Origin of the sequence: Fodinibius salipaludis (assembly GCF_002287075.1) — a bacterium.
GTDB classification, from domain to species: domain Bacteria; phylum Bacteroidota; class Rhodothermia; order Balneolales; family Balneolaceae; genus Fodinibius; species Fodinibius salipaludis.
Genome location: NZ_NSKE01000003.1, coordinates 258977 through 284561, shown reverse-complemented (window position 1 = coordinate 284561; position 25585 = coordinate 258977). Strand labels below are relative to the sequence as shown.

The window sequence follows — 25585 nt, the reverse complement described above, 5'->3', positions numbered from 1 at the left end:
TAATCAATTTGTGAGTCTAAATAATCGTAACCAAGTGGCACAAACAAAAAAGCCCGACCCCTTATAGGCAGTCGGGCTTACAATCCAAAGCGAAAGCTACCTTTCTTATTCTATTCGGTTTCGTTCAAGATAATTGTCCCTAAATCTGTTTGTTCATCTTCCTCAACCATCACATCATTAACCGTAGTATCAGCGTATTGCTCAGTGGTCGGTTCAATACTGATATCATATTGACCGTTTTCCAATCCTTGCAACAAGAAACTGCCGTCTTCGTCGGTCTGCGTAGTGGCAGTAGTATCTTCACCCATCAGTACATAAACATTGGGAGCAGCCTCTGAAGGATCAACGACGCCGGCTACAGATCCCACATCTACTTCGTCGCCGCTCTCAACAAATGCTTTCAGTACAGGCTTGAGGATATATTTTCCACTGTTTCCGGCTTTATGTACCGAACGACCGGCATCAAAATCAACAACAACATCCAGCTCATCTCCTGCCTCAAGGTCGGTCTTGAATTTAATTTTATAACCGGATTGCTGCCCACTTGGCACTTTGAGGTTTTGGATTGTACTGTCAACCATTACTGTATTATCCTCTCCGAGAATAAGACGAAGCTCTTCATAATGTCCAGGATTTAATTCAGCTTCAGCCAGCAAAGTATCAACACCATTAGTCAACTCAAGCAGATTTATTTTCATAGGTTCTACCGGTAGATCAATCCATTGTCCATCGGCACTTGCGGTATCGTTACTACTGGGCGTATATTGAATCCGCAATCCTTGCACATCAATGTTAACCTCCTGGTAGTCGCCCGGGGCATCGATGAGACTTACATTCATTTGGGCTTTTTCAGTATTGGTATCGTTGGAATTTATGTCATTACAAGAAATTGCGATAAAAGCAATGAGTCCTACCACCAATGTACTTTGCAACACACGATAAACTGTCGATTTAATATTTGGGGTATTCATAATTATGTCCTTTTCGTTATTTTATGCTATTGAAGTCTGTTAGATATTTTATCTACTGGGATTTGTTGATATAGCATACATATAGAAATGTTCCCACAGTATGGGTCTAAAATTTATTACATCCCGTATCCCGTAATTTTAGCAAACCATCTACTATCCCGAGCTATTACCCTCAATTGTAACTCTTTTTATGAATAAAGCTTTTTTTCTGGATCGCGACGGCACGCTTAATATCGACTACAATTACGTACACACCCCCGAGGAATGGACCTGGTGCAACGGTGCTCTTGATGCTCTCCAGTGGATGAAAGAGCGAAAATTCAAAATAATTGTAGTGACCAATCAATCCGGTATTGCCCGCGGCCGGTATACTGAACAGCATGTGCAAGATCTTCACCGATGGGTTGACAAAGAGCTGGCTAAACGTGATCTACATATTGATGACTGGTACTATGCTCCACACCATCCGAAACATGATCCCGACAATAAACATGCTCCCGAAGATCGTAAACCCGGCACGGGAATGTTCGAAAAAGCAGCCGCTAAGCATGATATCGATTTCAGCAAATCTTATATGGCGGGAGATAAAATTACTGATTTAAAACCAGCCATTGAATTAAATATGACCCCGTTTTTTATTCGCTCGCGACACGAAGCTAATCAGGATAAAAAATGGTTAAAACGTTATGAGATACCGGCCTTCGACAATATTGGGCAGGTTATATCATCTCCTTATTTCCAGTAAATATTCGTTCACTTATTCCCTTTTCTATTCGTCTCAAGCCGGTAAATAGCATTAGGTGCCGTCAGAAAAAGCGTACTGTACTCAGGTCCGCCCCAAGCTAAATTCGTAACACCTGCCAGTGCCTCAACCTGCTTAAGTACTTCCCCCTCTGGTGAAAAGACCCAAAGCCCACCGGGACCGGCAGAATACAAATTGCCTTCGGTATCCACTTTCATACCATCCGCTGCACCTTCGGCATCCGATTCCATTTCGACAAATACTCTTCCGTTCTTTAATGTTCCATCCTGATTAACATCAAACACGCGGATATGATTATGACCAGTATCATTTACGTACAAACGGGATTCATCAGGAGAAAAGACAATACCATTGGGCAGATCAAAATCATCAATCAGCAACTGCAGGCCTTCATCCTCGGAATAACGATACACGCCATTGAAATTTAGCTCCTTATCCTCATCCGAAACACCAAAAGAAGGATCCGTAAAGTAGATCGACCCATCCGATTTTACTGTAATGTCATTGGGACTATTAAGGCGCTTCCCATTATAAGTATCAGCTACTACTGAAAACTCTTTTCCCTCGGTTAATCGTGAGACTTGACCATCATGCTGAGCCAGCAACAGATTTCCATCCTGATCAAAAGTTAGTCCGTTCGAATGGCCGCTGGGTTCTAAATACTCATTAGCTCCTTCCCCGGGCGTCCATTTATACACTATGTTCGCCGGAATATCGCTAAACAACAGATAGCCCGAATCGTGCCAGAGCGGACCCTCCGTAAACTCATATCCTTCAGTAATTATTTCGGGCTCCGCATCTTCCTCAACAATCTGCTGCCCAAATGTTATCATGACCGGGAAAACGATCATCATTAATAATGCTAAAAATACTTTAGATACTTTTTCCATAATAATTTTGGTTTGTTAAAATACCCTGAAATTTAATTCTCTTTTATTATTTATACCCTGTATAACAGAAGAAACTTAATAATTTAATATTATAAAAATTACTAAAGAATTCCTCTCCCTAAAAATTACGGTTTATATAGAAGTGAATATTTCATCAATAGAATATTTAAATCCAAAGTCCTAAAATTCTTGCCTTTCATTTGTTATATTAATCGCTCGATTTTGATACGGTATTTCCGGATGTTCACAGCATCCCATTTTGACGAGCTAAACTGAGGTAATTACTAACTATACGATTGTTGTTATGAAAATTCATGAGTATCAAGCGAAAGAACTTTTAGAAGATTATAATGTTGCCGTCCCGGCCGGTGTAGCAACTTCTTCGGTTGACGAAGCAGTTGAAGCCGCTAAAGAGATGAAAGAAAATGGTTCATCCCTTTTTGTGGTTAAAGCCCAAATTCATGCCGGTGGACGCGGTAAGGGGAAAACCAAAAACAGTGGTGCAAGTGGCGTAATTCTCTGTAAAACGATTGATGAGGTTCGCGATGCGGCCGAATCCCTGCTCGGTGATGTGTTGGTAACCAAACAGACCGGTGAAGAGGGGCAGAAAGTTCAGCGCATCTATGTTACTGACGGTGTGGATATTGAACAGGAATTTTATCTTGGTATTCTGCTCGACCGCTCTAAAAGCAAAAACGTCATCATGGTTTCTACTGAAGGTGGCGTTGAGATTGAGAAAGTAGCAGCAGAAACGCCCGAAAAAATTGTTAAGGAATGGGTTGAGCCAGGTATGGATCTGCAGCACAACCAAGCGCGTCATCTTGCTTTTGCGCTGGGACTTGAAGGCGATGCTTTCAAAAAAGCAGTGAAGTTTATTATGGCGCTGTACAACTGCTACCTGGAGACCGATGCCAATATGGTAGAGATCAACCCGCTGGTTCTTACTACCAATAACGATGTTATGGCGCTTGATGCCAAGATGACATTCGACGATAACGCACTCTTCCGTCACTCCGATATCGAAGAGCTACGTGACAAGTCTGAAGAGAATCCCGTTGAAGTTGAAGCTTCCGAATTTGGGCTTAACTATATTAAGCTTGACGGAAACGTGGGTTGTATGGTAAACGGTGCCGGACTTGCCATGGCTACCATGGATATTATTAAGCTTTCCGGTGGCGATCCCGCAAACTTCCTCGATGTAGGCGGTAGTGCCAATGTCGAAACCGTTAAAAACGGATTTCGCATCATCCTGGAAGATGAAAATGTAAAAGCTATTCTTATTAACATCTTTGGCGGTATCGTTCGCTGCGATCGCGTGGCAAATGGGGTCATCGAAGCAGTAAAAGATCCCGAAATTGCCGAAAAAGTCGAAAATGTACCCATCATTGTACGCCTGCAGGGTACCAACGCAGAAGAAGCCAAAGAGATTATCGACAACTCAGACTTGAACGTAATCTCGGCCGTACTTCTGAAAGAAGCAGCCGAAGAAGTATCCAAAGTATTGGCTTAATACACATTTTCGAAAGGATTTTATTCCTTCTAAACGACATCTTTTACAAAAACCTGTCGGGTGGTGAACTCCCGGCAGGTTTTTTTATTTTGTCGATAAAATATCCCAACCCAATGTAGTCCTTATGAAGAAAACACTGCAAATCGCCAACGTTATAGCACTTATTGTTACTTGTATTTTAAATTATGTAGCTGGTGCCGGGTTGATCAACGGTCAAACAATCGGTGAGATATCAGCCCGCTATGATAACCTATTTACTCCAGCAGGATATGCATTTTCCATTTGGGGATTAATCTACCTGATGCTTGCGGCGTTTGCCATCTACCAGGCACGTGGTCTTTTCAAACAAGTTGATAACGATGACTTTATCCTACAAATAGGCTGGTGGTTTGTTATAAGCTGTATGGCCAACAGCCTGTGGCTTGTTGTCTGGATCTACGACTATATTGGGCTATCCGTTATACTGATAGCACTTCTACTTTTTTCTTTGATAAAGGTCATCATCAACACGAACATGGAGCGCTGGGATGCTCCCTTCCCAAAAATCCTCCTACTGTGGTGGCCATTCTGTTTTTACTCCGGATGGATAACCGTAGCCATTATTGCAAACATCTCAGCTTACCTTACAAAAATAGGCTGGAATGGTTTTGGTATCAGCAACATAAGCTGGGCTATTATTATGATTATCATTGCGGGACTGATTAACTTATTTATGATTGTATCCCGCAACATGCGCGAATTCGCACTGGTAGGCATATGGGGACTGGTTGCCGTAGCAGCTGCAAACTGGGGCGCCCATCAATCAATTGTTACTACGGCCTTTATTGTTTCGGCAATATTATTTATCGCTATTTCAATCCATGGTTACCAGAATCGACACACTGCTCCCCATATTAAATATGAACAGATGAGAAAAAGGAAGTCCTAAACTGAATTTTATGCTTGCCAGCTTTTTATTTCTGCGATTTCTGTGGAAATGCCCGATTCCCCACATTTCTCAGCTTATCCATTTCTGAAGTAATGGGATGTAAATAATACCGATAGCGGTAGCTTTCACTTGTTGATATTCGATATTCGGGTAATGCTCGTGCATGCGACGTCCAACTATTAATGCCACCTACGCCTTGCTGTTTATAATCAATGTTTGCGGTGTAGAAATCACGTCGGGGCAGCTCGTTAATATGAGAAGCCTCCTCCAAATCCCACAGCGTATATGGCCAAGCACTGATATTCAACATGCTTTCGGCAACCGCCATCAAGCCATTGCCTTGATCATCCGTAAACGCCACCCAGCGTACATCACTCCGGTTTCCATTTTCCTGCGGATAGGGGTAGTTCGTCCACAGCGAATCAATTTGCCCAGCGTAATTGCCAACAGAAATACCTTTTTTTCGATCCCAGTAATTTTCTTCCGGCCCACGACCGTACCACGTCATGGTCTGATATTGCTTGGGGATCTGCATCTGCATACCCACCCTGGGTAGAGCCGGTGGAATTTCATTCCCAATGGGCGTCACTTTTTGATCGACCTGCACCATTCCATCTCCCAAAACAGTGTACTTGGTCTGATAGGTCGATTGCCCAACCGGCAACGTTCCTTTGACTAACACCTGTACACGATTGCCACTGACCTTGCTCACATCTATGCTTTTCACTGTTCGATTTTGGGCTGCTTCTTTCCACGGATCCAAGCTACCCCCCCAGCCAGCCCGGTCATTGTCGGTGGTTGCCCGCCAAAAATTTGGCTTAAGAGAACCACTGATATAGCTTTCATTCTCAAATTGATACCGCTCAAGAGCACCGGTGCTTTGAGAAATAACAACTGAAAAATTTGAATCAGAAATTTTAATTTTATCATCTCCTTCCTCTACCTGTAACGAAGTAATCTTATCCGTGGAAATTTGGGGCGCCGAATCTACTGCATAAGGTATTTTCATCTGTTGCCAGGCTACCTTGAACCCCTTATTTGCCCAGCGAGTATCTTCTTTCAGATGAAAACTGATGTTTAGCCAATATTCACGTCCAGCTTGTAGCTTTGGGGTATCCGTCGGCAGATTTATTTCTTGAGAATCTCCGGCTTTGATATTCAACGCATCAACACTTCCCGACTGTATGCTTTTGCCATCCTCGGTCATTGACCAGCGCAATTGATAATCCTCAAGTGAACTATGTGAAAAGTTATTCGTTACGCGAATATTGCCTTCTTTCAAATCTTCAGACTCTACTTTTATTGATTGATAAGAGTGTTTCACCTTCTCAAGTGCCGGTTTTGGCTGCCGATCCGGAAAAACCACTCCATTGAAGTTGAAATTTCCGTCGTTGGGTTCATCACCATAGTCCCCACCGTAGGCCCAATACCCCTCACCATTTTCCGTTTCTTTCCACAATCCCTGGTCTACCCAATCCCAGATAAAGGCACCGATAAAGTTATGGTTATTTTCCATCAGCGACATATATTCATCCAAATTCCCGGTGGAATTACCCATGGAATGGACAAACTCACAGAGTAAAATCGGTTTGGTGATTTCCGGATCATTTATCACATCCTGCAAATAATCCAGAGATGGATACATGTAGCTCATCATGTCTGCCACGCTATTCATATGCTGATAATGAATCGGCCGTGTAGGATCTGCTTTGCGGATATACGCAGCCATCTGCTCAAAATTAGTTCCGTACCCCGCCTCGTTGCCGAGTGACCACATCACTACAGAGGGATGATTTTTTCGGGCCTCCACCATACTTCTTGTACGATCCATTACGGCATCAGTCCAAAGTGGATCGCTGCCCGGCAACAAGTTTTTGCGGAAGGAGATGCCGTGCGTTTCGATATTGGCTTCATCCATCACATACAAACCGTATTGATCAAACAGTTCGTAATATTTGGCATCATGAGGATAGTGCGACATCCGCACCGCATTGAGATTATTTCGCTTCATCAGCTTTACATCCTTGACCATCGTTTCATAATCTACCGTTCGACCAGTCTGTGGATCGTGATCATGGAGATTTGCCCCCTTGAGTTTGACCTCTTTCCCATTCACCATAAACATATTGTCACGGATTTCAGCCTCGCGGAAACCTGTGGTTTCGCGCGTGATTTCCAGCACTCTTTCATCAGAATTTTTCAGTACCAGTACAACTGTGTACAAGTTGGGCGTTTCGGCCGTCCATTTTTGAGGATTTTTTATCTCAGTGCGTAATTCGGCCAGGCTGTGCATCCCCGACTCCAAGTTATATTCGGTTTCGGCCGTGGCTACCGGTCCGTCTCCCACACGATTACCCTGCTGGTCAAAAAGATGCGCTTCTACGATAGGTGCATCAATGAACTTATCGGTATTATGCCGTACTTCAGCCGTAATCTCTAATTTCCCATCCTGATACTGCTCGTCCAATCCGCCTTGAATCTCAAAATCCTGAAAATGCACCTTCGGCTGAGAGTGCAGATAGACACTTCGGTAGATACCGCTCAGCCGCCACATATCCTGATCTTCCAGCCAAGAACCATCCGACCAGCGATATACTTCAACCGAGAGCGTATTTTCCCCCTCTTGCAGATAAGGCGTGATGTTAAATTCGGCCGGCGTCATTGCCCCCTCACTATAACCCACTTTTTTACCGTTCACCCACAGATAGAATGCACTTTTCACCCCGCCAAAATGGACAAATGTCTGTCGATCTTCCCAGCCACCGGGTACGGTAAACGTCCGCTTGTACGAACCAACCGGATTATTATCCCGAGGTACACGTGGCGGAAACAGTCCACCCATTATCGACTCCATGGGGTATTGCTCGTTTAAATAAATCGGCTGCCCATATCCCTGCGTTTGCCATGGAGCCGGAACCTGAATATCATCCCAATTATTAACCTCAGAATTGTTCTTATAGAATGTTGCCGGTCGAGATTTAGGATTAGGAGACCATTTGAATTTCCACTCCCCATCCAACGATTTATAAAAAGGAGAGGTGACCTCAAGATCCGTATCATTTACCGCCGATTCCATATCGGGATAAGAAACAAAAATGGAGCGGGGCGATTCTTTATTAATTCCAATTGTTTGGGGATTTTCCCAATCCGAGAGTTCGGAAAGCGTAAATTGTGCTTTCACCTGCTGGCATCCTAAACCCAAGACAATAAGTAAAAATCCAAGAAGTGAAACGGTAAATGTTCGGCTGTAGTAATCCATAGCGTTGCGTTTTCCATTGATATTATGAGGATATGATAACGCTAACACATTATTTGCAAAAATCGAAATGGATCAGCGGTTAATAGCAATTAATGAAAATTTAACAGCTTCATTTCTTCGTTTTAGTTGCTCCCAAATAAATAGCGGCTAAAACAATGGCAGCGCCCACATATTCGAGAGTTGTTGTGGGACGGTCGAAGAAAAGAATATCCCACCCAAACGCCAGGGCCGGTTGAAGGAGCAGTGCCAATCCCGCCACCGAAGCATTTACCTGTGGCAATCCTTTGGATATAAAAACCCAACCAAGAACCTGCCCCATAATACCAAGTCCAATTAAAGCTGCCCAGGTCTGCAAGTCAGGAATCCCAAAATGAGCTTCGGGTTCAACAGTGACCGCAACACCCAATATTGCCGCCGACATCAGGCTAATCCACATCATATTGGGAATCAATGAAAAGCGGAGCGTATATCCCGCCGACTGTGATTTTCGAAGTACCAAAATATATAAGGCATACGAAAGAGCGGTAAGTAATCCATATAGCACTCCCATTTGCACGCGGCCACCATCCTGCCCCCACCCCGTTCGGACAATCATAAACAACCCTACTACCGCAACAGGAATAGCAACCAACAGTCGCCATCCAAGCTTTTCTTTTAGAAAGAGAACCGCCAGTAAAGCCACAAAAAAGACCTGCATGTTGCCCAAAATGGTTGCCAAACCAGGTCCAACAAAATTGATACTCCGGTGCCAGAAAAACAGATCCATGCTAAACAGAAAAGCACAAACTAAGGGAATAGCCAGGTTTTTCATCCCGAACCACAGTCGATCTTTTCTTACAACGGCCACTACCAACAAGATAAATCCCCCAAAAAACATCCGGTAAAATGCCGAAACGGTAGGACCAACGTTGGCCAATTCTACAAGGACCGACGTAAAACTAACCATTGCCGCCCCAAAAATGATATAACCAATAGCTCGCAGTGAAGTTTGTGAATCAGTCATATCAAATTTTTTGGGGAGGTCTCTCTGATTTGATAATGGTCATTATAGGATTACACAGCACTGCTCGACTTTTTTTCTAACTGCTGCTTACACTGCTTGTAATACTCTTCGTACCGGCTGATAATCTTACTCATTTCAAACGTTTCGGCCTGCTTTCGGGCATTTTCAGCAAGCTCTTTGTGTAAACTCTCATCCGATAAAATGTTAACGGCATAATCGCCCATGCAATCGATATCATCGAGATCACATAAGTAACCTGTTTTACCATGGATATTCACTTCGGGCAACCCACCTATGTTAGAACTTATTACAGGAACGCTGCAACTCATTGCTTCAAGTGCGGCCAACCCAAATGTTTCTGATCCTGATGGGATCAAAAACAGATCGGCTATAGACAAAATATCTTCCACTTGATCCTGCTTGCCCAAAAAACGAACCTGATCACAAATTCCCAGCTCGCGGCACCGCTGTTCAGCCCGCTGGCGATCAGGGCCATCGCCAACCAAGAGCAACTTGGCCTCAATATCATTTTCTAAAATCTTTGCAAAAACACTCACCACTTCCGGCACCCGTTTTACTTCTCTAAAGTTAGATACGTGTACCACCACCTTTTCATCATTCGGACAAATAGCCTTCTTGAAATGGTTTTGATCTGATTTTTGAAAGCGATCGAGGTCAATAAAGTTGGGAATAACCTCGATATCCTTTTTGATATCGAAACGTTCATAGGTTTCCTCACGAAGATATTCCGACACTGCCGTAACGCCATCACTTTGATTGATAGAAAAATCGACCACATTCTTGTAGCTGGGATCACTCCCCACTATAGTAATATCAGTGCCGTGCAATGTTGTAATAAGGGGAACGTGCTCTGCCTTTTCTCCCAATATCTGCTTCGCCAAATAAGCACTGGTTGCATGCGGAATGGCGTAATGTACGTGCAGAACATCAATCTTTTCGTATTCTATGAGGCTGGCCATCTGATTTGCCAGCGCCAGATCGTACGGTGGATATTCAAACAGCGGGTAGGTATTCATATTCACTTCGTGATACGAGATATTTGTCCGAAACGTATCGAGCCTGGCCGGACGCGCATAACTGAGAATGTGGACATTATGATCGCGCTGGGCTAATCCTTTTGCCAGCTCTGTCGCCACTACGCCACTACCGCCAAAAGTGGGATAACAAACAATTCCTATATTCATCTAATCGTTACTTAAAAAATTAATTTAGTAATACTGTATAACCCTTTATTAGGTCTAACGTTTAATTGAAACAAAATAACAGTGTATCTCATTTCCTACAATCCAATATTAGGTGCAAAGTCAGTTATCTATTATATTAAAGACTTAGGATTTTTTGGAGATCCTATGCACCCAAATACACTTTTTGTTCAAAAAACAGATATCAACCTATGGCTGGTCATTCCAAATGGTCTAATATAAAGCATAAAAAAAAGAAAGAAGACAAAAAGCGGAACAAGATTTTCAACAAGCATCTGCGTGAAATTTCCGTTGCTGCACGCGAAGGAGGCGGCGATCCGGAAATGAATCCCAGACTTGATACAGCCATCAATAATGCCAAAAGTGATAACGTTCCGAAGGATAATATCGAACGTGCCATTAAAAAAGGTACGGGAGAACTCGATGAGGGCGATGGCAAGTATGAGGATGCCACCTATGAGGGATACGGTCCCGGTGGAATCGCTTATTTTATTGAAGTAACGACCAATAATTACAATCGCACAGTGGGAGAAATCCGACATATTTTTTCATCCCACGGCGGCAACTTGGGTACGGACGGCTCGGTCGGCTACCTGTTTGAACAAAAGGGAATGATCCGCATAAAAAAAGAGGATCAGGATCATGAAATCGACGAAGAAGAATTTATGTTACAAGCTATCGATGCTGGTGCCGAAGATATTGATACTGATGGCAAGGTATTAAACGTAACAACTGGCCGCGAGTCGATGTATGAGGTCAATGATAAGCTTGAAGAAATGGATTACGATATTGAATCTGCCGAACTCATCCGCATCCCCATGACCGAAGTGAAAGTAGAAACCGATGTGGCAGAATCGAACTTTAAGCTGATGGAAAAGTTTGAGGATAATGATGATGTATCCAACGTATTTACGAATATGAAGATGGATGACGAAACGCTGGCCATAGCGGAGGAGATGGACTGATTTTTACAATTTTTCGTTCTCCTTTTTCGTTAATGCGATGAACAATAAATAAAGATAATACTATGAGATACGTTTGGGCTATACTGATAAGTTTTTTACTGCTTGGAGCTTCCGTTGAAGACGCCCGTAAGGCTAATGAGGCCTATGATGAAGGCAACTATGAAGAGGCGATCTCGCTATACAAAAAAGCTATTGACGCCGATCCTGAAAACTCCAAACTCCATTTCAACTTAGCTTCGGCCTTGGCACAAGCGGGACAAAGTGAAAAAGCTATCCGCACGTTTGAACAGTACAAATCGATGACCGGCAGCACCCAAGAAAAAGCTAAAGCCAATTACAACATTGGCAAGGTATTATCTGATAATCAACAGTGGGATAAAGCTGTTGACTATTTTAAAAAGTCCCTTCGCTATATGGCCGGAGATGCCGATGCCAAACATAATTTTGAGCTTGCCAAGAAAAAACAGCAGGAGCAACAGAACCAGCAAAATAAGAATAAACAGAACCAACAAAATCAGCAGCAGAAGAATAACGAACAGAACCAGGATCAACAACAAGACCAGCAACAGCGGCAAGATCAACAAAATCAGCAGAACCAGCAGCAAAACCAACAGAATAAGCAAAATCAAGACCAGCAGAACCAACAGCAGCAGCCCAAAAAAATGAGCCGTGCTCAGGCACAAAAGATATTAGAAGCCCTGGAACAGAAAGAGAAAGAACTGCTTAAGCAATTCAAAAAACAGGAAACGGAGTCCAGTAATAGTTCCAATGAGAAAGATTGGTAAACCACTTTATACAATCGGCTTTTTTCTGGTTTTCGTACTCCTCGGGAGTTCATTCAGCTGGGCACAATCGGATGTTTCTGTTGAAGCCAGTTTGTCTCAAACTACGGTCTATACCGGCGAACGGGTTAATCTTTCGATTGAAATAAGTGGCAACTTTAACAACGTATCTCGGCCTGATCTTCCCCAATTTGAAAAATTTCGATTACTGAGCAACAATCCCTCCACCTCTCGGAGCTATCGTTACGTAAATGGACAAAGCACAGTATCATATACCTACAGCTACTACCTTATAGCCCAGAAAAAGGGGGAATTCCAATTACCGGCCGTCAGCGTTTCCATTGACGGAGAAACCTATTCCACTGATCCTATTCGGGTTAATGTAATTGACCGCAACGAGTCGGCCACATCAGATGATTCGTCGGAACGACCCGATATTTTTCTACAGGTCGAAGTGTCTGACAAGCAACCGGTAACGGGACAACAAATTATTACTGATGTTATCTTATATTTCAGGAATGGATTAGAAGTCAATTCTTACCAACCCGTACCCGGTTGGAAAGCCGAAGGATTCTGGAAAGAGGAACTAAAAAATTCCGAACGCCCCCGGGCCGAATCTACTATTTTAGATGGCGTGAGGTATCGAAAAGCCCGACTGCTACAGTTTTCGCTGTTCCCAACTAAATCAGGCGAACTGGAAATTAGCCCTTACAAAATTGTTGTAGCTGTCCGCTCGGCCCGCTCCGGCAATGATCCTTTCAGCAGCTTCTTCAGTGGCTTCGGAAGCAACCAGCGCGAGGTTGAGCTCTCCAGTGATCCCATAACGATAGATGTTCAATCCCTTTCTTCTACCGATAATGCCAACTACCTTGGAGCGGTGGGGGATTTTGATATTTCCCGAAGCATCAGCACCACAAATACCCTTGTTGGCGAATCCATTGAAATTGAAACGCGCGTAAGAGGTTCGGGTAACATCCCGCTTATTTCGAAACCCAATTACAATCTTCCCAAAGGAATAGAAATTTACGAACCCCAGGAAAACACGCGGCTTGATCGCAGTAACAGTACTATTAGCGGCAGTAAATCATTTACAGATATCATTATTGCTCGATCACCGGGCAATTATACTATTCCCGAAAAAACAGTTTCGTACTATAATCCGTCACGCGACCAATTTATTACTACCACGCTTGAAGCACTTACCTTCTCTGTTGATGAAAATCCGGAGGCCATAGCCGCTTCTGAAAGTTCCGGGCAATTTCCTGTTTCTCCTATCACAGGTCTTGCCAGCTGGATTACCATATCTTCGGAACCAACAGATCTTTTGGGAATATGGTGGTTTTGGGCCGGACTAATCATTCCACTGATTATTGCCGGTGCAGCATACTGGCGAAAATCGTATGTTCAAAAAATGCAAACAGATACAGCCTTTGCCCGATCAGTCAAAGCATCCGACAAAGCACAACAGCGTCTTGAAAATGCTATTGAAGTTTCCAAACAGGGAGATATCAAACAAGCCTATAACCTGCTGCAAAAAGCAATAACAGGCTTTATCAGCGATCGACTGAATATGCCCGAAGCCGGGTTATCCAATCAGGACTATATAGAAGCACTCAAAGAACAAGATATCGAAGAAAATCTGGTTAAGAACGTACGCATGCTGCTGGATAAATGTGCCTCTATCAGTTATGCTCCCAATACCACCCATGCTTATCTTAAATCGCATGTTGGATTGGCAGAAAGTACGCTCGAAAAACTGCAAAAAGTATTATAACCGTGTTCACCAATCGATTTATTAAAATATTTCTTTTTCTCTTTCTTTTCGGAGGATTAGCCCCTCTCAGCTTTGCCCAGCAGAATGCCCAGGCTCTTTTCGATAATGCCAATGAATTACTCCAGGAAGGCAGCTATCAACAGGCTATATCTTCATATCAAAATTTAGAGGATGGAAACACCGTATCAGGTGCTCTATTTTTAAATATGGGAATCAGCTACCAGCGTATCGACTCGCTGGGAAAAGCAAAATATTACTTTTTGAAAGCTTCCCAGTTTGAGGAGACAGAAGAACAGGCTCATCAGGCACTGGAGTTTGTAGAATCACAATTCAGCCGCCAATCAGCTGTCCTGCCCAAACTGCCCTGGGATATAGCTACCGACTGGTTAAAGGAACATATTGGGGCTAAAAATATATTACTGATAGGGATTATCACCTTAAATATCGGAGTATTTATTTTTATCACGCACTGGTTTTTGCAGATGTATCCCAAGGTATTACGCATCGGGGGATTTTCCCTGATTGCAGCAGCACTCCTTATTATCGCCATTAGCTTTTACACACAATATATTAACGAACGATACAGCAAAGCCGTGATGGTAACTGAAAAGGTATCCGTTTTAGAAGAACCCACTGAGGAAGCACCCATTGTAAGTCGCGCCTATGAAGGATATACCTTCACCATCGATCACCGCCAAAACAAATCGCAACAAGATTGGTCGTACGTTCGCATGCGCAACGGCCTTTACGGATGGATTCCAAACAACGAGATACTTATACTCTGATTGTAAATATTTGCGTATTTCGTAGTGCGTTGTATTGTATCTAAACGGAATATGAAATACGCAACATGACAATCTCCTAACAAGGACAAATTACAATCATTTTATTATGTCTGAAGTAGCCGACTATATTGATATCAACAAGGAGCAGTTCAAACACGAACTGTTTGACTTCTTACGCATTCCCAGCATCAGCACCGACTCTGATTATAAAAATGAGGTTATCGATGCCGCAAATTTTCTGCTCGATAATCTTAACAACCTTGATCTTGATCGTGCTGAAGTGTTCGAAACAAGCGGTAATCCCATTGTTTATGGTGAACTCATTACGGATAATTCTAAGCCTACGGTGTTGGTATATGGACACTATGATGTACAACCACCTGATCCCATGGATAAATGGGAAACCCCGCCCTTTGACCCCAAAGTACGCGACGGCGATATTTATGCCCGCGGGGCAAGCGACGACAAGGGACAGTCATTTACCCATGTAAAAGCACTGGAAGCCTATCAGGAAACAGATACCGAATTCCCCGTAAACATCAAGTTTATCTTTGAGGGTGAAGAGGAAATCGGATCTCCCAACCTTGTGCCTTTTATCGAAGAGCACAAAGATCTGCTCGAATGTGATATGGTGCTCATTTCAGATACGGCCATGTTTGCCGAAGATACGCCATCCATCACGTACGGGCTGCGCGGACTTGCCTATATGGAAATTAACGTCCAGGGTCCTAACAGAGATCTACACTCCGGTGTTTATGGCGGGGCTGTTGACAACCCGGCCAATGTACTTTGTGAAATCATTGCCCAACTCAAAGACGAGGATGGGGTAATCCAGATTGACGGATTCTATGATGATGTGGTTGAGCTAACGGAAGAAGATCGCGAAACCTTTAAAAAGCTTCCTTTTGACGAGGAAGGATACAAGGATGAGCTCGGCCTTAAAGCGCTTAAAGGCGAAAAAGGATACAACACCCTGGAGCGCACTTCCGCTCGCCCCACGCTGGATGTAAACGGCATGTGGAGCGGTTACCAAGGTGAAGGGGCTAAAACAGTCCTTCCCGCCAAGGCAGGTGCCAAAGTAAGCATGCGTCTGGTTCCCGACCAGGACCCCAAAAAAATTGCGAAGCTCTTTAAAGAGCACGTGGAATCGATAGCTCCTGATACTGTTACCGTTGAGGTAGAAGAGCATCACGGGGGACATCCGGCCATAACAGATTTAACATTTTATGGTCTACAAGCTGCCGCCGATGCTTTTGAAGCGGTTTATGACAAAGAACCATTTTTCACCCGCGAAGGTGGATCTATTCCTATTGTCGCGGACTTCCAGAAAATACTGGGCGCGCAATCTATACTAATGGGCTTTGGGCTCAATAGTGATGCTATCCATTCGCCCAATGAAAAATTTGCACTCAAAGATTTCTACCGGGGCATTCACACTTCCTCCAAATTCTTTGAGCTGCTACCCGATTACAGCTAAGATTACCTATTTTCCCCTTTGACTAATATCTGGCCGCATACCTCTGGTGTGCGGCCTTTTTTATTAGAACTTGGTCCCTAAGATAAAAACATTCCGCACCGGAGGCCCTACTACGTTAAAACTTCGTAGACATCTTGCGGAACGAGATTTAACATTCTGAGAGTCACACGAAATATATTCTATCTGGTCACGGCCCTCCGGTTCGTGACCTTTTTTACTTCAGCAATTCATTGTACAGGGTGATACAGTTTCACCACTTACTCTTACATCTTTGTTTCGAAATAGATATTATTACTAACAAAGAGGTTAACTTGTAGTCTTCTGAGAGGCTCTCTAAAAAATGCCAAACTGCCGTATGTCATCAAAAGAAAAATATTTATTCCATCTCTTCATTACCGGATTCCTTGCTATAGCCTTCATAAGCTGTGACCTATCAAATGATGATTCTTTCCAAGAGACGTATTCCTACAGCTTTCAAAATAACAAAGCATTGGCCATCGACACTACCCATCGTGATTTTGGTGCGGACAGTACAATGAACTTATTAAATGTATCTACCATTGTCGGAAATAATCGAGTATTCCGATATCATAAAAATATAACAGCTCCACGCAACATAGCAGACGGAGGATATTCAGAAACAGTCCATTTTCAAATCCCGAGGGAGGTGGACAGATTTAAGTTTAAAAACAGTGAGCTAAGTCAGGCAAAGATCTATTTCCAAAGAAGTTGTTTTTGTCCCCAAATTGGAGCTTTAAAAGTTGAATATGGGGTAATAGAGGGACAAAAACTAAGCGAAAATCTTTGGTCTGTTTCAGCGTCACTACAACCCAAAGGCCCCAATGAAACCTATGACATAAAATTCGAAGGCGCTTTTATTCTAAACTGACTCAATCAATCCTCTCCCTACTTCTTAAAACCACCCATCTTAAAAACCCAAAGTCTATTTGAATGCAACAGTTAACAGTTATGTTAAAACTGTATCAATAAAAGTAACCCACAAAGAGTATTCTATATGAAAATTACTGTTGTAGGAGGTCACGGAAGTATTGCTATGTTGATGCATCCCATGTTAATTGAGAATGATCATCAGGTCAGAGGCATCATCCGTAAAGAAGAACAAGCGGATGATTTGCGAGAAGTTGGTGTTGAACCCGTTGTCTGTGATATCGAAGAAGTTGACGATATTTCTGAAGCAGTCGGTAATGTTGATGCCGTAGTATTTGCTGCAGGCGCTGGCCCCGGAAGCGGGGCGGCCCGAAAATGGTCCGTTGATCGCGACGGAGCTATAAAATTAATTGAGGCCGCAAAAGCTAACAGCATTAATCGGTATGTAATGATTAGTGCAATGGGAACCAATAATCCCCGGGGCAATGAAGTGTTCAAAGCCTATCTGAAAGCAAAAGCTGAAGCTGATGAAGCACTACGCAACAGCGGCCTGGATTATACCATTGTAAAACCGGGCAGACTGACAGACGAATCGGGAACCGGAAAAGTAACTATTGGTCGTGATCTATCATCCGGCGAAATTCCCCGTAAAGATGTAGCAAGGGTTCTTATAAAAGTGTTGGAAACACCCGAAGCGGCCGGCTATCAATTTGATCTGACTTCCGGAGATACAACGATTAACGAAGCTATTCAAAATCTGATCAATAATTAATTCTCTCAAGCTTTGATGACTCCTTTTTCCGAAGACCACTAAGTATTAAGGACTTGTTTGTCCGCACCGGAGGCTCTCCTACGTTAAAAATTCGTGGAACAGGCTACGGAACGAGATTTAACATTCTGAGAATCACACGAAATATATTCTATCTGGTCACGGACCTCCGGTTCGTAGCCTTTTTTATTTCAGTACCCTAAACCCGCAAGGTTTCCTTTCCAATTAGGTGAAGCATCTTAGAACATCCTTTGTTATTTCCGAGAAAAACCCTGCGAGTTTTAATGATTGGTAATTATTTATCCGTCCGATATCGTTCGAACCACGCAATAATATTCTCAACCTTGTCAATAAGCTGACTGGGACGATTAGCAATAAAATGTGACGCGCCGGGCATCTCAACATAGGCTGTTTCAATCTCGCGCAGCTGTAGCGCACTGTATAACTGCTTGGCCTCTGAAGGCGGCGTACGCAGATCGTCAGTCCCGACCATTACCATCGTCGGCGTTTCGATATTGCCAACCAGAGAAACGGGAGAATGCTCCCAATACGCCTCATAATTTTCCCATGGTTGTCCCGGATAGCGGTAATTGGCATAACCGTAATAGTTATCCGCAGTAAGCGTCTTACTGATCCAATTCATCACCGGCTTAATCACCGCCGAAGCCGCAAATTTATCCGTTTTACCAACCATCCAAGACGTCATTGTACCGCCGGCACTACCACCGGTCACAAAAAGGTTTTCTTCATCTATATAACCCTTTGCAAGCATTGCATCCAAGCCGTCCATCACGTCGTGATAATCATCGCCGGGATAATCGTGATACAGCAGGTTACCGAACTCCTCTCCGTAACCGGTGCTGCCGCGCGGATTGGGATAAAAAACCACATACCCCGCCGAAGCATACAACTGAATTTCCGGTGAAAACCGATCACCGTAATTAGAAATAGGTCCACCGTGATTTTCGACCACCAGCGGATACTTCTTGTCGGGGTCAAAGCTGGGCGGCTTCACAATCCAGCCCTGAATTTTGCGTCCATCTACCGAAGAAGTGTACCAGATTTCTTCGACTTGCCCCAGTTTACGGTAATCCAGCAGCGCATCATTCAACCCGGTTATTTTTGTTCTTCCATCTTGATCCCTTTTTGTAGTTGCCAACTCGGCAGGGTAGTACGGTGTTGTTTCATTATATGCAATGGTACCGTCATCAGCGACCGAATACGATCCTCCGCCATAGGGACGTGCTACTGTGGTACCTCCCACATTATTAGCTACTACAGATGTCTGTCCGTCAAGTGTAGTGTAACCAATCTTTGTATTGCCCTCATTATCGTACATAAAATACAGGCCCCGACCATCTTCATCCCACTGTATGGAAGATATACTCCGATCTAAATTCAGCTCAACTTTCTGTTTATTGTCACCATCAGCATCCATCGTATATAGCTCTGACAGCTGATACGTCTGTACTTCGTCATCATATCCCAGGTATGCAATTGTTTCGCCATCGGGTGATACCCTTGCACTGTAATCCGGTCCGTCCCGATCAGTCAGCTGTTCCATTTCACCGCTTCCAACATCCACTGCATACAACTCCGATTCTCGACGCTCGTGTTCCCAGTTGTCGTTTAAGTTAGCAGAAAAGATCAACCGTTCCCCATCGCTGCTCCATACAGGATCGCCGGAATAGTGATACTCCCCCTCAGTAATTTGGCGCGGCGCTCCGCCCTCTGCCGGTACCGTAAAAATATGGGTAAAACCCGGATCAATATAACCGGAGCCGTCGGATTCATAATTGAGTCGGGTAGTCACACGAGGGCTATCTGCCCAATCTGCTCCTTCAGGAGGCCGTTTGGAATCGGCCAGTTTAGGGTTCGACTCTGTCACTTTCATATTAAAAGCCAAGTACTTCCCATCGGGCGACCATGTTATACTACTCGGAGACTTCTCAAGCTGAGTAATACGAGATAAAGCTCCACTCTCCATCCAATAGACATAGATTTCACTGCCGTCATCTTCTGATGTAGAAGTAAAGGCAATACGATTGCCATCGGGTGACCATCGCGCACTCCCTTCATTGATATCCCGATTCGTGAGCTTCCGGTGATTAGAACCGTCGGCATCTATTATCCACAGACGCGATACCCGACGATCTTTCATCTTATCCATCTGTCCTCGAGAATATACGATATGTTCCCCATCAGGTGATATTTGCGGATCTTGAACCCATTGCAACTCGAACACATCCATGCCGGTAAAAGGTTGATCCGATTGCGCGACCGTTATGAAGGGCAACAAAAAGATAACAAAGAGGGGAAGGAGAAAACGTTTCATAAAAAGTGATTTTAGGATTTAAATAAGCTGTCCACGAATGATTCTGAAATTACGACCAAAACAATAATAGCTATTTGAATGGCATGCTTCAATGGGCAACACCGTAGATAAACAAACTTTTACCTGATCTTAGATAAGCTCTCTCTTATTGAACATCCAGAGAAATAACATCCTCCTCAAACTCTGCTTTAGAATAAAAACTCCTTACTCGTCTACAACAGAATTATCAATAACTCCTTTCTCGAGATCGTACTTGGTACCGTGCTCAGATTCATCCACAATAGTTTTGGGGTCATTATTTTCATCCACAATAACCACTTTGGGTTTGAAATCTTTGGCTTCTTCAGGTGTCATTTCGGCATAAGAAATGATGATAACCCGATCCCCCACCTGCGTTTTTCGTGCCGCCGCACCGTTTAAACAGCACACCCGTGATCCCTCCTCACCGGGAATAGCGTAGGTCTCAAGACGTTCACCGTTGGTAATATTTACCACCTGAACCTTCTCGTAGGGAAGAATACCCGACTCATTCAGCAGCTCCTGGTCAATCGTGATACTTCCCTCGTAATGAAGATTTGCCTCGGTTATCTTCATCTGATGTAATTTGGATTTGAACATCGTCAGCTTCATAGTCGTAGCTATTTTTCAATAATGAGATTATCAATTAAGCGAGTTTCTCCAAGGTAAACGGCCCCGGCTAAAATATATTTGCTGTCTGATTCGGGACTGGTAACCGGTTTCATCTTTTCAAACGAAAACAGGTTAAGATAATCAATTTTAAAACCTTTTGCTTCCAATTCGTTTTTCTGATGGTTCAACAATAATTCAATGTTTTTCGCTCCATCGACGATCTGCTTCCCTACATACTGCAGGGACCGATATAGGCCGGGCGCTAACTTCCGCTGTTCATCATCCAGATACTTATTTCGACTGCTCAATGCCAGTCCGTCGTTAGCCCGTTTAATGGGACCCATCAGCAACTCAATATCGTGATTGAACTCATTCACCATCTGCTGCAGAATGCGAAACTGCTGAATATCCTTCTGGCCAAATACAGCAAAATCGGGCTCGACAATATTGAACAACTTGTTCACAACCAGCAGAATTCCTTCAAAAAAGCCGGGACGCGAGCCGCCATCCATATACTCATTGAGCTCATCTACTTCAATACTAAAATACTGCTTGCCGGGATACATGATCTCATCCGTAGGAGCAAAAACGGCAGCAACACCTTCTTCTTCGCACTTTTTCAGATCATCTTGCAGCTCCCGCGGATACTCCTCAAAATCCTCATCAGGAGCAAACTGCTCGGGATTTACATAGATAGAAGCGACCACTTCATCGGCATGTTGTCGGGCCAATCGAAAAAGAGATAAGTGTCCGTCATGGAGAGCACCCATCGTAGGTACAAAGGCAATGGTATTCCCTTCCTTTTTCAGGGCCCGTACCTTTTCACGAATATCATCAATGGTTCGCTGTGCTTCCATAACTATCACAAAAAAGAAGGGGCTTATTGTATGTAATAAACCCCTTCTTCTACATTATTATAATTTGGATTGACTAAACCGCACGATCAGTATCGAAATCTTCGAGCAGCTCCTTGACGCGGTTGAGGAATGCTCCACCGTGAGCGCCGTCAACAATACGGTGATCATAACTCATGGAGAGATACATCATGTGGCGGATGGCAATCACATCGCCTTCGGAAGTTTCGCGGACAACAGGACGTTTTTCAATGGCCCCAGTTCCCATAATTGCAACCTGCGGCTGGTTAATAATAGGCGTACCCATCAGGTTACCCACACTTCCGTAGTTCGTAAGCGTAATCGTACCGCCGACAAGATCATCGGGATTCAGATTCTTATTCCGCGCCTTGAGAGCCAGATCATTGACCGACTTCGCCAAGCCAACGAGGTTTTTATCTTGCGCATGCTTAATTACGGGAACAATAAGTCCACCTTTACCCCCTTCGCCCAGCGCAACGGCCAAACCAAAGTTGATATCACGTTTCAGGATAATTTCATCATTTTCGGTATCCACCGAACTGTTGATGAGAGGAAATTCCCTTATTGCCTGAATAATCTTCTCAATAAAGAGCGGTGTATAGGTCAACTTAACCCCGGCACGCTCCTGGAACTTATGCTTGTTCTCCTCACGCCAGCGCACGAGATTAGTCACATCCACTTCGGAAAACGTTGTAACATGTGCCGAAGTCTGCTTAGACCGAACCATATGCTCGGCAATCATCTTACGCATGCGGTCCATCTTAATACGTTCCACATTTTCTGATGGTCGCTGAATATCAAGTTCTCCGGCAGAAATAGATCCTTTCTTCCCTTGCGAAGCAGGTTTCGACTCCGTACTTGGCTTGCTGAGGCCGCCCGATGGCTGTGCAGCAGGTTGTGACTGTTGCTCCGGCTGAGCTTTTCGTTCCTTGAGGTAGTTCATCATATCCTCTTTGGAAACACGTCCGCCCTGACCGGAACCTTCAATACTTTCAAGCTCTTCCTGAGAAATTCCCTCCTCCTTTGCAATGGATCTCACTAACGGAGAATAAAAACGTCCGTCACTACCAATACGCTGCGGCTCGGTTCCACCGGAAGGCGCACCATTTGAGCTTGTAGATGCTTCAGCAGGCTTAGATTCTGTTTTCTGTGTAGATGTTGTTTCTTCTTTCGTTTTCTGAGTATCAGCAGTAGAAGCACTTTTCGTATCTGCAGAAGCTGACGCCGCTTTTCCGGTCGCGATAATTGCAATCGTCTGACCAACTTCAACGGTATCGCCTTCTTCAACCAGAATTTCTACCAATGTACCGGCCTGTGGAGAAGGTACTTCAGTATCGACCTTGTCCGTAGAAATTTCGAGCAGTGTTTCATCTTCTTCAACTTCATCGCCAATTGATTTCGCCCATTCGATGACCGTTCCTTCCATCACCGATTCGCCCATCTGAGGCATCTGAACCTCAACGCGTTCGCCTTCCTCATCGGTATCTCCGCCAGAAGGTTCTTCTTCGGATGATTCCTGAGCAACAACCTCTTCCTGCTGTGGCTCTTCTTCCGTCTCTGGTTCTTCAGCCTCGGTTTCTTCCTCGGCAGATCCGCCGCCAGCAGAAACATCAGCTTCGTCAGCATCCGTTTCAATTATAGCAATCGCCTGACCGACCTCTATGGTATCGCCCTCTTCGGCTAACTTTTCGATAAGAATTCCCGCTTGGGGGGAGGGCACTTCGGTATCTACTTTGTCCGTAGCAATTTCAAGAAGTGTCTCGTCTTCTTCTACACTGTCGCCAATCTCTTTCGCCCATTCAATGACGGTGCCTTCCATTACCGATTCGCCCATTTGGGGCATTTCTACTTCAACTCTGGCCATCGTTACTCAGATTATGTTAAAAATTTTGGATACAAATACTTCTAATAAAAATGCTGCTTTAAACGTTCAGAAATCAGCTCCCAAAGATCACAATAAATGGGGTTAGATCAAAATAATTAGGTCTGCATATGCCATATTTAAGTAACTACTTAGTTAACTAAATAACTGTCTCAAAATCATTTATCCAATAGCTAAACCAATAATCGCCAGGCTAACAACAGACAAGTAACAACAAACAGAACCCCAAAAACAGCAAACAAACGATCAGACAACCATATCGGCACAAACAGATCTGCCACCGATCCTACCTCAGCGCCGTGTTGCTCAGCTAAATCGGTAAGCGGACAGCGCCAATTATTTAGCATCAATGCCAAAAGTTCCGTAATTGCCACACCGAATGCCCACCAGGTAAGTGTGTTTACCTGATCAAGCGCCGCCGTCACAAATACATAAATGGTACTGATTCCAATCAGAAAAAAGAGGAAGGAATGAACCAGCTTTATGTAAAATACGGTTTTGGACATTTTTGCAGTTAAACCATTAAATACTTAAGAACTTCTTGTCATCCTGACCCCTGATGCGTCGGGACAGACTTTGTTTCAGGGTCTACAACAAAACTCACTTATACAGATGCTGAAACGAGTTCAGCATGACACAAAATTTTACTAAAATTATAGTCTTATACTTACTGCGTATCACTCATCAGACAACGCTTGTTCCAAATCCTCCAGCAGATCGTCCGCATGTTCTAAACCAACACTGATGCGAATCAGATTTTCAGGCGTAATTGATCCTTCCCCTTCGCTGCTTCGGCGATGCTCCCAGGTACTTTCCACACCGCCCAGACTGGTTGCCCGACCAATCAGCTTAGATTGCCCTACAATGTCAATCGCTTCATCCGCAGTGCCGTCAATTAGAAATGAAATCATACCTCCGAATCCGCTCATCTGTTTGTCGGCAATTTCATGCCCTGCATGGGTGCCCAGACCGGGATAGAACACCTTTTCAACCTTTGGATGGTTTTGCAAAAATCGAGCCAGAGTAGTAGCATTTTCGTTGTGTCCTTTCATCCGATACGGCAACGTTCTGGTACTGCGTGCCAGCATCCAGCAATCATCCGGCGACGGAACCGCACCACCAACACGCTGGACAAGTCTTATTTTTTCAAATCGTTCATCTTGCTCTTTAGCTATAACTGCTCCGCCCAGGATATCACTGTGTCCCCCAAAATATTTTGTTGTGGAATGTACCACCAAGTCGGCACCCAGCTTCAACGGCATCTGGTTTATGGGCGTCGGCCAGGTGTTATCTACGCAAGCTATCGCGCCGTTATCATGGGCCAGCTCACTGATCGCCTCGATATCCATTATACTCATCAACGGATTGGAAGGAGTCTCAACCCAAATAAGCTTGGTATCCTTGTTAATATGGTCCGCAATATTTTGGAGATCGGTCATATCAATAAAGTCAGCCTGCAATCCCCACGGTTTCATCAGCTTATTAACCAGCTTTCGATTCCCGGCGTAGACATCTTCCGGGATGATAATATGATCGTCCGGCTCCAAGGCTCGAAATACTGCGGACGCTGCAGCCACTCCACTTGAAAATGCCGCGGCCGCTTTTCCTTCTTCCATTACTTTCAACACCTGCTCCCACTGCACCCGATTGGGATTTTCGAGTCGCGTATAGTGCCAGTCGCCTTCGGTGCGACCTTTTTTATCAAGTTCATAAACTGTTGACCGATGTACCGGCGGGACGATATCAGGATTGTTGTTGGCCACTTCCATAGCGGCGTGGATGGCTTTGGTTTCTTTTCGCATAATTAAGTGAGATCTCTTTTTAGAATGACGTAAATATCCTTTTGGATATTTTATAACATGAAGAGTAAGGTCGT

At 44.0% G+C, this 25585-nt stretch carries 21 protein-coding genes; 10 read left to right on the top strand and 11 right to left on the bottom strand.

Translation table 11 applies throughout. The features are described from left to right. Positions 1-110 precede the first annotated feature (110 nt). On the bottom strand, positions 111-971 hold the full coding sequence (locus CK503_RS05490) for a DUF4382 domain-containing protein (protein WP_095605792.1): 861 nt from the start codon (positions 969-971) through the stop codon (positions 111-113). A 190-nt stretch (positions 972-1161) separates the two neighbouring features. Here CK503_RS05490 and CK503_RS05485 point away from each other — a divergent pair, with 190 nt between their 5' ends. After that, a complete protein-coding gene (locus tag CK503_RS05485; RefSeq protein ID WP_095605791.1) occupies positions 1162-1716 on the top strand; it encodes a D-glycero-alpha-D-manno-heptose-1,7-bisphosphate 7-phosphatase in 555 nt (184 codons plus the stop codon). Between the two features lie 8 nt (positions 1717-1724). Here the strand turns inward: CK503_RS05485 and CK503_RS05480 are convergent, their stop codons facing one another. Beyond that, positions 1725-2624 (bottom strand): SMP-30/gluconolactonase/LRE family protein, encoded by a 900-nt coding sequence (locus CK503_RS05480; protein WP_095605790.1) that lies wholly within the window; start codon positions 2622-2624, stop codon positions 1725-1727. 304 nt (positions 2625-2928) lie between these two features. Here CK503_RS05480 and sucC point away from each other — a divergent pair, with 304 nt between their 5' ends. Continuing rightward, positions 2929-4134: an ADP-forming succinate--CoA ligase subunit beta gene (sucC, locus tag CK503_RS05475; RefSeq protein WP_095605789.1), complete on the top strand. Its 1206-nt coding sequence runs from the start codon at positions 2929-2931 to the stop codon at positions 4132-4134. 124 nt (positions 4135-4258) lie between these two features. Continuing rightward, complete coding sequence (locus CK503_RS05470) at positions 4259-5062, top strand: TspO-related membrane protein (protein ID WP_095605788.1); 804 nt, start codon at positions 4259-4261, stop codon at positions 5060-5062. A gap of 25 nt (positions 5063-5087) precedes the next feature. Here CK503_RS05470 and lacZ read toward each other — a convergent pair whose 3' ends face one another. The 3 genes from lacZ to bshA form a co-directional block, all read right to left on the bottom strand. After that, positions 5088-8321 (bottom strand): beta-galactosidase, LacZ type, encoded by a 3234-nt coding sequence (gene lacZ / locus CK503_RS05465; protein WP_095605787.1) that lies wholly within the window; start codon positions 8319-8321, stop codon positions 5088-5090. A 109-nt stretch (positions 8322-8430) separates the two neighbouring features. Continuing rightward, the gene (locus tag CK503_RS05460; RefSeq protein ID WP_095605786.1) at positions 8431-9324 is read right to left on the bottom strand and encodes a DMT family transporter; all 894 of its coding nucleotides are present in this window, start codon (positions 9322-9324) and stop codon (positions 8431-8433) included. 50 nt (positions 9325-9374) lie between these two features. Continuing rightward, positions 9375-10529, bottom strand: a complete 1155-nt coding sequence (gene bshA / locus CK503_RS05455) for an N-acetyl-alpha-D-glucosaminyl L-malate synthase BshA (protein ID WP_095605785.1) — start codon at positions 10527-10529, stop codon at positions 9375-9377. A 209-nt stretch (positions 10530-10738) separates the two neighbouring features. Between bshA and CK503_RS05450 the strand changes: the two genes are divergently transcribed. From CK503_RS05450 to CK503_RS05420, 7 genes are all read left to right on the top strand, one after another. Then, the gene (locus tag CK503_RS05450; RefSeq protein WP_095605784.1) at positions 10739-11512 is read left to right on the top strand and encodes a YebC/PmpR family DNA-binding transcriptional regulator; all 774 of its coding nucleotides are present in this window, start codon (positions 10739-10741) and stop codon (positions 11510-11512) included. A gap of 62 nt (positions 11513-11574) precedes the next feature. Beyond that, positions 11575-12297, top strand: a complete 723-nt coding sequence (locus CK503_RS05445) for a tetratricopeptide repeat protein (RefSeq protein WP_095605783.1) — start codon at positions 11575-11577, stop codon at positions 12295-12297. After that, complete coding sequence (locus tag CK503_RS05440; RefSeq protein WP_095605782.1) at positions 12281-14068, top strand: BatD family protein; 1788 nt, start codon at positions 12281-12283, stop codon at positions 14066-14068. Before CK503_RS05445 ends, CK503_RS05440 begins: the two co-directional genes overlap by 17 nt. A 2-nt stretch (positions 14069-14070) precedes the next feature. Further along, positions 14071-14853: an SH3 domain-containing protein gene (locus tag CK503_RS05435; protein ID WP_095605781.1), complete on the top strand. Its 783-nt coding sequence runs from the start codon at positions 14071-14073 to the stop codon at positions 14851-14853. 106 nt (positions 14854-14959) lie between these two features. Continuing rightward, the gene (locus CK503_RS05430) at positions 14960-16330 is read left to right on the top strand and encodes a dipeptidase (protein WP_095605780.1); all 1371 of its coding nucleotides are present in this window, start codon (positions 14960-14962) and stop codon (positions 16328-16330) included. A 355-nt stretch (positions 16331-16685) separates the two neighbouring features. Further along, a complete protein-coding gene (locus CK503_RS05425; protein WP_095605779.1) occupies positions 16686-17219 on the top strand; it encodes a hypothetical protein in 534 nt (177 codons plus the stop codon). Between the two features lie 126 nt (positions 17220-17345). Continuing rightward, the gene (locus tag CK503_RS05420) at positions 17346-17990 is read left to right on the top strand and encodes an SDR family oxidoreductase (protein ID WP_095605778.1); all 645 of its coding nucleotides are present in this window, start codon (positions 17346-17348) and stop codon (positions 17988-17990) included. A gap of 292 nt (positions 17991-18282) precedes the next feature. Here the strand turns inward: CK503_RS05420 and CK503_RS05415 are convergent, their stop codons facing one another. From CK503_RS05415 to CK503_RS05390, 6 genes are all read right to left on the bottom strand, one after another. Further along, entirely contained in the window at positions 18283-20322 is a 2040-nt protein-coding gene (locus CK503_RS05415; protein WP_095605777.1) for a S9 family peptidase, read from the bottom strand. A 204-nt stretch (positions 20323-20526) separates the two neighbouring features. Then, positions 20527-20952, bottom strand: coding sequence for an aspartate 1-decarboxylase (gene panD / locus CK503_RS05410; protein WP_095605776.1), 426 nt, complete (start codon positions 20950-20952; stop codon positions 20527-20529). A gap of 8 nt (positions 20953-20960) precedes the next feature. Beyond that, complete coding sequence (panC, locus tag CK503_RS05405) at positions 20961-21809, bottom strand: pantoate--beta-alanine ligase (RefSeq protein ID WP_095605775.1); 849 nt, start codon at positions 21807-21809, stop codon at positions 20961-20963. Positions 21810-21882: 73 nt separating this feature from the next. After that, positions 21883-23691 carry a 2-oxoglutarate dehydrogenase, E2 component, dihydrolipoamide succinyltransferase gene (sucB, locus tag CK503_RS05400; RefSeq protein ID WP_095605774.1) on the bottom strand — a complete coding sequence of 603 codons (1809 nt, stop codon included), beginning with the start codon at positions 23689-23691 and terminating at the stop codon, positions 21883-21885. A 191-nt stretch (positions 23692-23882) separates the two neighbouring features. Then, positions 23883-24215 (bottom strand): hypothetical protein, encoded by a 333-nt coding sequence (locus tag CK503_RS05395; RefSeq protein ID WP_095605773.1) that lies wholly within the window; start codon positions 24213-24215, stop codon positions 23883-23885. 171 nt (positions 24216-24386) lie between these two features. Next, positions 24387-25511: a trans-sulfuration enzyme family protein gene (locus CK503_RS05390; protein WP_095605772.1), complete on the bottom strand. Its 1125-nt coding sequence runs from the start codon at positions 25509-25511 to the stop codon at positions 24387-24389. Between the last annotated feature and the right edge of the window lie 74 nt (positions 25512-25585).

Coding starts and splice junctions, on each gene's coding strand:
- panD (WP_095605776.1), bottom strand. CDS start 20,952: ATGAAGCTGACGATGTTCAAATCCAAATTACATCAGATGAAGATAACC.
- CK503_RS05490 (WP_095605792.1), bottom strand. CDS start 971: ATGAATACCCCAAATATTAAATCGACAGTTTATCGTGTGTTGCAAAGT.
- CK503_RS05395 (WP_095605773.1), bottom strand. CDS start 24,215: ATGTCCAAAACCGTATTTTACATAAAGCTGGTTCATTCCTTCCTCTTT.
- CK503_RS05460 (WP_095605786.1), bottom strand. CDS start 9,324: ATGACTGATTCACAAACTTCACTGCGAGCTATTGGTTATATCATTTTT.
- CK503_RS05450 (WP_095605784.1), top strand. CDS start 10,739: ATGGCTGGTCATTCCAAATGGTCTAATATAAAGCATAAAAAAAAGAAA.
- lacZ (WP_095605787.1), bottom strand. CDS start 8,321: ATGGATTACTACAGCCGAACATTTACCGTTTCACTTCTTGGATTTTTA.
- CK503_RS05440 (WP_095605782.1), top strand. CDS start 12,281: ATGAGAAAGATTGGTAAACCACTTTATACAATCGGCTTTTTTCTGGTT.
- CK503_RS05415 (WP_095605777.1), bottom strand. CDS start 20,322: ATGAAACGTTTTCTCCTTCCCCTCTTTGTTATCTTTTTGTTGCCCTTC.
- bshA (WP_095605785.1), bottom strand. CDS start 10,529: ATGAATATAGGAATTGTTTGTTATCCCACTTTTGGCGGTAGTGGCGTA.
- CK503_RS05470 (WP_095605788.1), top strand. CDS start 4,259: ATGAAGAAAACACTGCAAATCGCCAACGTTATAGCACTTATTGTTACT.
- panC (WP_095605775.1), bottom strand. CDS start 21,809: ATGGAAGCACAGCGAACCATTGATGATATTCGTGAAAAGGTACGGGCC.
- sucB (WP_095605774.1), bottom strand. CDS start 23,691: ATGGCCAGAGTTGAAGTAGAAATGCCCCAAATGGGCGAATCGGTAATG.
- CK503_RS05485 (WP_095605791.1), top strand. CDS start 1,162: ATGAATAAAGCTTTTTTTCTGGATCGCGACGGCACGCTTAATATCGAC.
- CK503_RS05445 (WP_095605783.1), top strand. CDS start 11,575: ATGAGATACGTTTGGGCTATACTGATAAGTTTTTTACTGCTTGGAGCT.
- CK503_RS05480 (WP_095605790.1), bottom strand. CDS start 2,624: ATGGAAAAAGTATCTAAAGTATTTTTAGCATTATTAATGATGATCGTT.
- CK503_RS05425 (WP_095605779.1), top strand. CDS start 16,686: ATGTCATCAAAAGAAAAATATTTATTCCATCTCTTCATTACCGGATTC.
- sucC (WP_095605789.1), top strand. CDS start 2,929: ATGAAAATTCATGAGTATCAAGCGAAAGAACTTTTAGAAGATTATAAT.
- CK503_RS05420 (WP_095605778.1), top strand. CDS start 17,346: ATGAAAATTACTGTTGTAGGAGGTCACGGAAGTATTGCTATGTTGATG.
- CK503_RS05430 (WP_095605780.1), top strand. CDS start 14,960: ATGTCTGAAGTAGCCGACTATATTGATATCAACAAGGAGCAGTTCAAA.
- CK503_RS05390 (WP_095605772.1), bottom strand. CDS start 25,511: ATGCGAAAAGAAACCAAAGCCATCCACGCCGCTATGGAAGTGGCCAAC.